Consider the following 9,416-nt stretch of genomic DNA (forward strand, 5'->3'; position numbering starts at 1 on the left):
GGCCGGGTCCGCGCGGGCCGCCCGCTAGAACGGGCCGAGGCCGCCCGCGGTGAGCGTGCAGGCGGCCTCGCAGAGGGCGGATCGCAGGACCCAGGCGTCGGTGGAGCGGGCCCGTGGGCCGGTGCCGGAGGGGGGGATCACCCAGCGGGGGTCGGTGGCGGCGGGCACCAGGGCGCCGGCGGTACAGGAGCTGCCGGGCAGGTGCCAGGTCTCCCAGGTGCCCGCCGGGACGAGGAAGGAGACGGTGCTGCCGTTGCGGCTCTGCAGGACGGCTCCGCAGGCGCGGCGCAGTCTCAGGATGTCGACGGCTTCCAGACCGTGCCGCAGGGCGACGGTCACGGTGTCGCAGCCGGTGACGAGGACGCCCTCGTCGGGGAGGGAGCGCTCCCGCCGGTGGCCGCCGCGGGGGACGCGACCGCCTCCGCCCGGCCCCCGGCCGGCGGTCCGGTCCTCGGCGGGTTCGGGGAGCAGGGCGGGAGCCGCGCCGGCGAGCACTCCCCCGAGGACGGGTCGGTACTGCGGCAGTCCGGTGGCCATCGTGGCCCTCCTGTACCTGGTCGGGTCCGGAAGCACGGCCGTTGGGGGCCGCCGGGCCGGGACGGGCCGGGCGACGACGCGGGCTTCTCGTCGTACCAGGACAACGCGGGGGCCGTGGCGCAGGCCACGGGGCGCCTTACAGCAAGGCATGGCATTTCATGGCAGATATCCCGCAACATCGCCCCTTTTGCCCGGAGTTGTCAGCACATGTCCCACCAACCGAATGTGTCCGGTCGGTGACTCCGAGTACTCTCGGCCCATGGCAGCCACCCCACCGGCCGAGCCGAACCGACCGACCCCCAACCTCGTGATGCGCGCACTGCGCGGCGACCGCTCACCCGGCGAGTTCGCCACGGCCGTCCGCAGGGCCGCCCGCGAGATCGGGGAGCACGTGTCCTGCGACGCCCGCTACGTCGGGCGGGTCGAGTCCGGTGAGATCCGCTGCCCCAACTACGCCTACGAGCGGGTGTTCCGGCACATGTGGCCGGACCGCACGCTCACCGACCTCGGCTTCGCCCCCCGGTCCGCCGTCCGCCGCCGCCCGGCGGACCGGCCCGACGGGCGGGGCGAACCCCCTCCGCTCCACCCGACGTTCCCGCCCCTGCCCGCCCCGCGCTCACCACTCTCCACTCAACTCCCGTACGCTGCCTCGCCGTACGCGGATCCAGCCGCTCCGGACGGGCCCCCGAGGCCGAACGCCGGGACGGTGCCCCGGGGGCCCGATGGATCGCCCTATCTCGACGAGGAGAACGACGACGTGCGTCGCCGTACGTTCCTGGCCGGCGGCACCACCGCGCTGGCCGCCGTGATCGGCATCGACCGACCCGCCGCGGCCGCCGGCCGCCCGGTCGGCGCCGACCGCGCCTCCGGCGTGCTCACCGGCCAAGGCGCCACCCCCGGTGCGGAGTTCACCGCACCGTCGCTGCTCGGCGGCGAACCGCTGGTGCCCGGACGGTCCGGGCCGGTGACACCGCTGCGCCGGGTGGGTGCCGCCGAGGCACTCGGCGTGGAGCAGGCCGTCCGGGAGATCCGGCTGGCCGACGACGCGCACGGCGCCGACGCCCTGTACGAGCTCGCCGGGCAGTCGCTGCGCAACGCCTACGTCCTGCTCAACGAGTGCGAGTACACCCCCGACACGGAACGCCGGCTCCAGCGCGGGGCGGGTGAACTCGCCATCTCCGTCGGCTGGTTGGCCCATGACTCGAACCGGCTCGCGGACGCCCGTTCGTTCTACTCGGAGGCGCTCGCCACCGCCCGGATGGCCGGGGACTCCGCCCTGGAGGCACACGTCTTCTGCAACAGCGCCTTCCTCGCCCGGGACGCCGGCCGCCCGCGGGAGGCGCTGCGGGCCGCCCAGGCCGGGCAGGTCGCCGCCCGGGGCCTGGGCTCCGAGCGGCTGCTCGCCCTGCTCGCCATGCGCGAGGCCGGTGCCTGGGCGCTGCTCCGGGACCGGTCCTCCTGCGAGCGGGCGCTCGGCCGGGCGTACGGCCTGTTCGACCGGGGGCCCGGCGGGCAGGACCCGGAGTGGATGTCCTTCTTCGGCGAGGCCGAGATCGCCGGCCTCGAGTCGCAGTGCTGGTCGGCGCTCGGCGACTGGGACCGCGCCAGCGAGCGGGCCGGACGGGCGATAGCGCTCCAGGAGCCGCACTTCGTCCGCAACCGGGTGCTGTACACCGCCGAGCTGGCCCACGACCGGCTCGGCCGCGGGGACCTGGCGGGCGCGGCGCACCACGGCTCGGCCGCCGTCGCGCTGTTCGGCGACGTCCGCTCGGCCCGGATCCGGAGCATGCTCGCGGACACCGCCGGGCGGCTGCGCCCGCACGGCGCCGTGCCCGAGGTGGGCCGGTTCCTGGCCGAGTACGACCGAGCGGCGGCCGCCTGACGCCATGCCGGGGCCGGCCCGGTGCACGGCGCCCCGGGCGGACGGCGGGCTCAGTGCCCGGCGGTCAGGCCCTCCAGGTGGGAGAGGTCGTTCCAGACCTCCACCGCCGGAGCGCCGTACTCCCAGGACAGCACGCAGAGCGCGGCCGTGCCGAGCTTGAACCGCTGGGCGTACTCGGGCGCCAGGCCCAGCCAGCGGGCGGTCAGGATGCGCAGCAGGTGGCCGTGCGCGAACAGGACGACGTCCCGGTCGGCGCAGTGCATCACGGTGGTGTCCTGGTCGGGGACGCCGTGCTCCGCGTTGAGGCCCGCCAGGAAGGCGTCCACCCGGGCGGCCACCTCGGAGAGCTTCTCGCCGCCGGGCACGCCGTCGCGCCAGATCAGCCAGCCGGGCTGGTCGGTGGCCCGGATGTCCGCGCCGGTGCGGCCCTCGTACCGGCCGTAGTCCCACTCCATGAGCTCCGGGCGCTCCACCGCGCGGTCGCCGAAGCCGGCCAGCTCGCAGGTCTCCTTGGCCCGGCCGAGCGGGCTGGTGTAGACGAGCGCGTCCGGCAGCCCGTTCCAGGGGGCCTTGGCGAGGCGGGCGCCGAGGGCCCGGGCCATCGCCCGGCCCTCCTCGGTCAGCGGGATGTCGGTGCGGCCGGTGTGGCGGCCGGTGGCGGACCACTCGGTCTCACCGTGGCGGACCAGCACGATGCGGGCGGGCATGGGGGCTCCTTGCGGCAGGCAGGCGGTGGCAACGGTCGGCGGTCTCACCATCGAGCACCGGGCTCCATGATCCCCCACCCGGACGGCGGCCACGATCGCGGGGCCGCCCCGGCGGCCCCGGAAGCGACCGGTCCGCACCGGATTGTCGGACCCGGATGCGACACTGGGCCGCACCATGAACGTCTCGACGAACGTGCCGCCCCGCGGGCCCGCTGAGCCGCTCGCCCAGCGGCTCGCGGAGCTGCGCGGACCGGCCCCGCAGCGCAGTCTGAACGCCCGCTCCCTCGCCGCGCTCGCCGCCAATCCGGGCTGCCACCGCCGCGCGGTGCTCGACGCCGCGGGGGTCGACAAGTCGGCGCTGGCGGCCCGGCTCGGCCGCCCCGCCCCCTTCGGCCAGTCCCCCTTCGCCATCGCCCGCGGCCTGGTCTTCGAGTCCCGGCTGAAGGCGGACGGCTACGCGCCCCTGCTGGAGCCGCTCCGCCACCACCTGGGCCTCCCGGCGGACGGCCACGCCCCGCTCCTGGTACCGGACCTGCTGCACCGCTCGGGCCCGGCCGTGCGCGCCGACCGGACGGCCGAGGCGCTGGCCCGGGCCGCCGCCGACCCGCGGGCCTGGACGCTGCTGGACCACCCGATGCTGCGGCTGGAGGTGGCCGGCAGCACCGCCTACCTGGAGCCGGACGCCCTGGTGGTGCACGGCGGGCGGTGCACGGTGGTCGAGATCAAGTCCTTCCCGGTGCTGGACGGCAGCGCGGACCCGGCCAAGGTCGGCGCCGCCGCCCGGCAGGCCGCCGTGTACGTGCTGGCGCTCCAGCGGGCCGCCGCCGCGGCAGCCGGGCAGCCGCTCGCCGAGGACCCGTACACCGAGCAGCGGCTGCCGGGCAGTCCGCGCACCAGCGTGCTGCTGGTCTGCCCGAAGGACTTCGGCAACCGGCCCACGGCGGTCGCCGTGGACGTCCGCCGCGAACTGGCCACCACCCGCCGCCAACTGGGCCGGATGACCGGCATCGGCCGGCTGCTGCCCCTGCTGCCGCCGGGCGCCGACTTCGACCTGGCCGCCGACGAGGACGGCGAGCCGGCCCGGACGGCCGAGCAGCTGGCCGCCGCGGTCGAGGCGGTGCCCGCCGCGTACAGCCCGGACTGCCTCTCCACCTGCGAACTCGGCTTCCACTGCCGCGCCCGGGCCCGCTGCGAAGACCGGGTCGAACAGCTCGGCCGGGGCGTGCGCGGCGAGCTGGGCAGCATCCGCACCGTCGCCGGGGCGCTGGCCGCCGCCGGCACCAAGCGCGAGGACCTGGACGGCGCGGACGACGCCGCCGAGCGGCTGGCCTACGCGGCCGCCCTGCGCGCCGAGGCCCTGGGCATCGGTGCGCAGGGGGCCGGTGCGCCGGGGGCCGGTGCGCCGGGGACGGGCTCCGCGGGGGCTCCGGCATGAGCCTGCTGACCACCCTCGCCCGGCTGGAGGCCGTCCGCAGCGGCCGGGCCGAGCCGCTGGCCACCGTCCGGCACCGGCACCTGTCCGACCGGCCGATGGTGCTGGTCCCGCTGACCGCCGCCGGCGAGTCCGGCGCCCCGCTCGCGGTGATGCTCGGCACCGACCGCGACGCCCCCCGGCTGCACCTGGTGCCGCAGCCGCTCAACCGCACCCTGCGGTTCGACTTCCTGGCCGAGCTGGCCGCCGACCTGCTGCCCTACCTGGAGTCCTTCGCCGAGGACGTCGAGCGGATCGAGGGCTCCGAGAAGGACCCGGAGACCGGCGAGAAGACGCAGGTCTTCCGCGAGCTGTGCACGGACGCCCCGCAGCTGATCGTGCCGAACAGCGCCGGCATCCACCACCTCGCCCTGATCGGCCGCTCGACGCGCTTCCGCCGCACCGCCGAGGACGAGGAGCCGGGCCCGTACCCGGCGCCGGCCCGGGTGCCGCTGCTCGGCCGCTGGCTGACCCACCTCACCGACCGCGCCCAGGTGCCCGGCTCCTCGGTGCTGCTGCCGATGACCGGCCTGCTGGCCCGGCACTGGGCGACCGGCCAGAGCCACCTGGAGGACCAGCACCTGGCGGCCCGGCTGGCCTGGCACCTCCCGCCGCCCGGCCTGACCGGCGCCGAGGCGGCCGAGCTGGCCGAGTCCGCCCGGGACGACCGGGGGCAGCTGCTGCACCCGCCGGCCGGCCCGGCCACCGACCCGCACTTCGACGCCTCCGTGCTCGCCCCGGCGATCGCCCGCTACGACGCCGCGGTGAACGCCCTGCAGCACGGCACCGAACAGCGCGACGAGGCCGCCGCCGCCCGCGCCCGGACGGCCGTGCGGGCCGCGGTGACGGCGCTGGAGGAGGCGCTGGCCGCCGTCCTGCTGCCCACCTGGCGGGACGTCTGGCAGGGCCTGGACCTGCTGCGCGCCCTGCCGCCGGCCGGCCACCTGGCGGAGCGCTGGACGGGCGACCGCTGGTCCTACACCGGCCACCGGGACCGGCTGGCGGCCGGCGAGCCGCCGCAGCCCCGGCAGGACGACGCCGTCACCGCCGCGCGCAAGCTCGCCCAGCGCGAGCGCGAGCAGGCCCGGCTCGACGTCCAGGAGGCGCTGGACGACCCGCTGGCGATGGCCGAGCACCGACTGGCCGGCGAGGCGTTCAGCGGCGTGGTCACGGAGGTGGTGCCGGACCGGGACACCACCGGCCGCTCCCCCAAGCCGCGCCCGCTGGTCACCGTGCGCACCGTCGACCGCCCGCACGCGGACCCCGGCCGGGAGGTGCACCGGGTGCACGGGGCGTCCCCGCAGAAGGCGGAGATCGTCGCGGTGGACGCCGCCGAGGGCCTGCTCACCCTGCGGGTGCTCTCCGGCATGGGCCGCCGGAAGGATCCGGAGCCGGGCAGCCTGCCCGAGCCCGGCGAGCCGGTCACCTTCACCCTGTTCGAGCTGACGGTGCGCCAGTCCGCGCCGCTGCCCGAGCCGGACGACACCCCCTGGACCCACGGCGGCCCGCCCGGTGCCGCGCCCGTACCCGCGCCGTCCGCCTCCGAGGAGTGGGAGTGAGCCGTCCGATGCCCCCCGAACAGGTCCCCGGCGAGCAGGCCCCGGGCGCCGCCGCCGACGCCGCGGTGGCGCGGATCCTGGCGGCCACCGTCCGTCCGCCGGCCGGCGCCCCGCGCGGCGTGGTGGTGGACTCCCCGCCCGGCGCCGGGAAGTCGACGCTGGTGGTACGGGCGGCGCGCGAGCTGGTCGGGGCCGGCGAGCGGCTGATGATCGTCGCCCAGACCAACGGCCAGGTGGACGACCTGGTGGGCCGACTGGCCGAGAAGGCGCCGGAGCTGACGATCGGTCGGCTGCACGCCGCGGACTCCCGGCCCGGCCCCGAGGTGCTGAAGCACGCCAACGTCACGCCCTCCGACAAGGCCGCCGACCTGGTCGAGCACGACGTGGTGATCTCCACCTCGGCCAAGTGGCAGTGGGTGCGGGCCGAGGCCCCGTGGCGGCACGCGATCGTCGACGAGGCGTACCAGATGCGCTCGGACGCCCTGCTCGCGGTGGCCCGACTGTTCGAGCGGGCGCTGTTCGTCGGCGATCCGGGCCAGCTGGACCCGTTCACCGTGGTCGGCACCGACCAGTGGGCCGGGCTGTCGTACGACCCCTCCGGCAGTGCGGTGGTGACGATGCTGGCGCACAACCCGGAGATCGAGCCGCACCGGCTGCCGGTCTCCTGGCGGCTGCCCGCCAGCGCCGCGCCGCTGATCTCGCGGGCGTTCTACCCGTACACGCCGTTCCGCTCCGGCACCGGGCCCGGGGACCGCCGGCTGACGGCCGCCGAGCGCCCGGACGGCTCGGCCCTGGACGCGGTGATCGACCGGGCCGCCGAGCACGGCTGGGCGCTGCTGGAACTGCCCGCCCGGCACACCGTACGGACCGACCCGCAGGCCGTGGCGGCCGTCGCGGCCACCGTCCGGCGGCTGCTTGAGCGGGGGCTGACCGCCCACTCCGAGCAGGGTGAGGCGCCGCTGACCGCGGACCGGGTGGCCGTCGGCACCGCCCACCGGGACCAGGCGGCGGCCGTGCGGGCGGCGCTGCTCAAGGCGGGCGTGCCGGTGGACGGCGCGGCCGGGCCGGCCGTGACGGTCGACACCGCGAACCGCCTCCAGGGCCGCGAGTACGACGTCACCGTGGTGCTGCACCCGCTCTCCGGGCGCCCCGACGCGACCGCCTTCCACCTGGAGACCGGCCGGCTCTGCGTGCTCGCCTCCCGGCACCGGCACGCCTGCATCGTGGTGGCCCGGGCCGGCATCGCCGAGCTGCTGGACGAGCACCCCGCGACGGAGCCGGTGCAGCTGGGCGTCCCGGTGGCCTTCCCGGACGGCTGGGAGGCCAACCACCAGGTGCTGGAGCACCTGCGCGGCCACCGGGTCCACCTGCGGTAGCCGCCGCGGGGCCTGCGGTAGCCGCCGCGGGGCCGGGCCGCCCGCCGCGGCCCGGCCCCGGCGGTCAGTCCTCGGTCTCGCAGACCGCGTAGGCCACCACCGTGCCCCGCTCCGCCTGGACGCTCCACCCGGTCGCGTCCTGCGTGGGGCCGTCGGCGCGCACCGGGCCGGCGGCGTCCGGCCGGAGCCGGTAGCCGCCGCCGGTCAGGTGGGTGCCGGGCGGGCAGGTCGCCGTCGAGACTCCGCCGGGGGCGCTCGGCCGCCCGGTCACCACCAGCGCCGTCTCGGCGGCCGCGGCGGGCGGCGCGACGGAGGCGGCGACCGCGAGCAGGGCGCCCACGAGGGACAGGACGGAAAGGGCGACGGCCGTAAGGCCTCTTCTCACGCGCACGGGGTTCACTCCGGCTTCGTCGGACGGTCGGGTACACCGGGACAACCGGTTCGCATGCGATCCGGATGCGCGGCGTGCGAGGCGCACGCCGGGCGTGCGCGGGGGAATAGCGCTCGCGTGCGCACCGTTCCGCTACCGGCCACCGCCGCGAGACAATGGACGGCGGCCACGACCGGGCGGCGCAGCCCGGAGCCGATCCCTTCCCCCCGTCCGAGACCCGGAGGTGTCCGTCCATGCCCGACTCCCCAGAGTCGTCCGAGCCCACCAGGCGCGTACGCCCGGTGCAACTGCTGTTCGAGCCGCAGTCCGCCGAACCCGAGCCGGAACGATTCTTCGACCTGGAGTCGATCGAGGACCCGGCGGAGCTGCTGCGCCGCTCCACGGAGCTGGCGCTGGCCTTCCGGACCGCCGCCGAGCGGGCCACCGACTTCCAGGCGGTCGCCGCCGCCCAGCTCGCCGACCCGCGCCGGTTCGACGCGCTGTCCGACGCCGAGGTCGCGCAGCGGGCCGACTGGACCCCGGACTACGCCGCCAAGATGATCGAGTACGGCCGCACCCTGCTCCAGCCGCGCCGGCAGGAGGACTGACACCCCCGGCCGCCGCCGGGCACGGGCCCCGGGCATATGCGCGGCGGGGAAGGGTACGCCGTCCCCGGCCGCGCTGTCCGGGGAACCGCGCTTTCCGTCCCGCCGGGGGCCCGCACCGCGCAGGCTGCTCCCCGTGGAGATCTGGACACAGCAGTCGGTGACGCAGCAGTCGGTGCCGTACCCCTCGGTGACGTACCCCTCGGTGACGCACCCGTCGGTGGAGTGCGTCGGCGCGGCGGGAGAGGCCTGGCTCGCCTCCGCCAGCGAGTACCCGCGCAGCATGCGCGCCCTGTGGGAGAGCCACCCCTGGGCGCCGTCCGTCCTGCCCTGCGGGCGCGCGTTCGACGTGATCAGCATGCCGGCGGTGTTCGGCCGCCGGGTGCTGGACGAGCTGTGGGCGTCCGGGCCGGGCAGCGGGCCGGTGGCCGTCCACCGGGGGCGGGTGCTGCTGTTCGTCCAGCCCGGTGCGGCGCCCCGGCTGCGCCGGCTGCTGGCCTGGGAGGAGTGGGCCCGGGACGTGCCGCCGCTGCTGTGCCACGGCCGGGGGGACGCCGTGACCGTGCCGCCCCTGCAGCGGATGGTGAACAGCCCGGACTCCCCCGGGCAGGGCGCCGGCCGGTGGCTCGTCGCCCCGGCGGAACGCCTCCCCCGGCTGCCCGGCGCCGCGGTGGTGCTGTGGGCCTGCGTCCGGGCGGCGCGCGAGCCGGGCGCGCCGGTTCCCGCCGGGGCGGCCGTCGTGACCGGCGGGTGAACGCCGGGCGACCGGTATTCGATTTTGGCTCGGCCGCACGGCGCTGCTAGAGTCTTCTCTGTCAGCAGGCGCCGCTAGCTCAGTTGGTTAGAGCAGCTGACTCTTAATCAGCGGGTCCGGGGTTCGAGTCCCTGGCGGCGCACAGACAGCCGGAA

General features: G+C 77.0%; 9 protein-coding genes and 1 tRNA gene. 7 read left to right on the forward strand and 3 right to left on the reverse strand.

Annotated features, from left to right (window positions below; genetic code table 11):
- Positions 1-24: 24 nt before the first annotated feature.
- Positions 25-537: a hypothetical protein gene (locus ACH5AR_RS33365; RefSeq protein ID WP_396305275.1), complete on the reverse strand. Its 513-nt coding sequence runs from the start codon at positions 535-537 to the stop codon at positions 25-27.
- A gap of 259 nt (positions 538-796) precedes the next feature.
- Between ACH5AR_RS33365 and ACH5AR_RS33370 the strand changes: the two genes are divergently transcribed.
- Positions 797-2,419 carry a tetratricopeptide repeat protein gene (locus ACH5AR_RS33370; protein ID WP_396305276.1) on the forward strand — a complete coding sequence of 541 codons (1,623 nt, stop codon included), beginning with the start codon at positions 797-799 and terminating at the stop codon, positions 2,417-2,419.
- 50 nt (positions 2,420-2,469) lie between these two features.
- Here the strand turns inward: ACH5AR_RS33370 and ACH5AR_RS33375 are convergent, their stop codons facing one another.
- A complete protein-coding gene (locus ACH5AR_RS33375; RefSeq protein ID WP_396305277.1) occupies positions 2,470-3,126 on the reverse strand; it encodes a histidine phosphatase family protein in 657 nt (218 codons plus the stop codon).
- A gap of 175 nt (positions 3,127-3,301) precedes the next feature.
- Here ACH5AR_RS33375 and ACH5AR_RS33380 point away from each other — a divergent pair, with 175 nt between their 5' ends.
- Genes ACH5AR_RS33380 through ACH5AR_RS33390 form a run of 3 tightly spaced genes read left to right on the forward strand, consistent with a single transcriptional unit; the run spans position 3,302 to position 7,532 of the window.
- A complete protein-coding gene (locus ACH5AR_RS33380) occupies positions 3,302-4,561 on the forward strand; it encodes a hypothetical protein (protein WP_396305278.1) in 1,260 nt (419 codons plus the stop codon).
- A complete protein-coding gene (locus tag ACH5AR_RS33385) occupies positions 4,558-6,156 on the forward strand; it encodes a hypothetical protein (protein WP_396305279.1) in 1,599 nt (532 codons plus the stop codon). Before ACH5AR_RS33380 ends, ACH5AR_RS33385 begins: the two co-directional genes overlap by 4 nt.
- A gap of 8 nt (positions 6,157-6,164) precedes the next feature.
- Positions 6,165-7,532, forward strand: a complete 1,368-nt coding sequence (locus ACH5AR_RS33390; RefSeq protein WP_396305280.1) for an AAA domain-containing protein — start codon at positions 6,165-6,167, stop codon at positions 7,530-7,532.
- Positions 7,533-7,596: 64 nt separating this feature from the next.
- Here ACH5AR_RS33390 and ACH5AR_RS33395 read toward each other — a convergent pair whose 3' ends face one another.
- Positions 7,597-7,917, reverse strand: a complete 321-nt coding sequence (locus ACH5AR_RS33395) for a hypothetical protein (protein ID WP_396305281.1) — start codon at positions 7,915-7,917, stop codon at positions 7,597-7,599.
- A gap of 239 nt (positions 7,918-8,156) precedes the next feature.
- On the opposite strand from ACH5AR_RS33395, the gene ACH5AR_RS33400 reads away from it, so the two are divergent.
- The 3 genes from ACH5AR_RS33400 (at position 8,157) to ACH5AR_RS33410 (ending at position 9,403) form a co-directional block, all read left to right on the forward strand.
- On the forward strand, positions 8,157-8,510 hold the full coding sequence (locus ACH5AR_RS33400; protein WP_396305282.1) for a hypothetical protein: 354 nt from the start codon (positions 8,157-8,159) through the stop codon (positions 8,508-8,510).
- A gap of 187 nt (positions 8,511-8,697) precedes the next feature.
- Entirely contained in the window at positions 8,698-9,261 is a 564-nt protein-coding gene (locus ACH5AR_RS33405; RefSeq protein ID WP_396305286.1) for a bifunctional DNA primase/polymerase, read from the forward strand.
- 68 nt (positions 9,262-9,329) lie between these two features.
- Positions 9,330-9,403: transfer RNA gene (locus ACH5AR_RS33410), tRNA-Lys, on the forward strand.
- Positions 9,404-9,416 lie beyond the last annotated feature (13 nt).

The sequence above is a fragment of the Kitasatospora sp. NPDC018619 genome (assembly GCF_044391605.1).
Classification (GTDB): Bacteria; Actinomycetota; Actinomycetes; order Streptomycetales; family Streptomycetaceae; genus Kitasatospora.

Coding starts and splice junctions, on each gene's coding strand:
- ACH5AR_RS33365 (WP_396305275.1), bottom strand. CDS start 537: ATGGCCACCGGACTGCCGCAGTACCGACCCGTCCTCGGGGGAGTGCTC.
- ACH5AR_RS33370 (WP_396305276.1), top strand. CDS start 797: ATGGCAGCCACCCCACCGGCCGAGCCGAACCGACCGACCCCCAACCTC.
- ACH5AR_RS33375 (WP_396305277.1), bottom strand. CDS start 3,126: ATGCCCGCCCGCATCGTGCTGGTCCGCCACGGTGAGACCGAGTGGTCC.
- ACH5AR_RS33380 (WP_396305278.1), top strand. CDS start 3,302: ATGAACGTCTCGACGAACGTGCCGCCCCGCGGGCCCGCTGAGCCGCTC.
- ACH5AR_RS33385 (WP_396305279.1), top strand. CDS start 4,558: ATGAGCCTGCTGACCACCCTCGCCCGGCTGGAGGCCGTCCGCAGCGGC.
- ACH5AR_RS33390 (WP_396305280.1), top strand. CDS start 6,165: ATGCCCCCCGAACAGGTCCCCGGCGAGCAGGCCCCGGGCGCCGCCGCC.
- ACH5AR_RS33400 (WP_396305282.1), top strand. CDS start 8,157: ATGCCCGACTCCCCAGAGTCGTCCGAGCCCACCAGGCGCGTACGCCCG.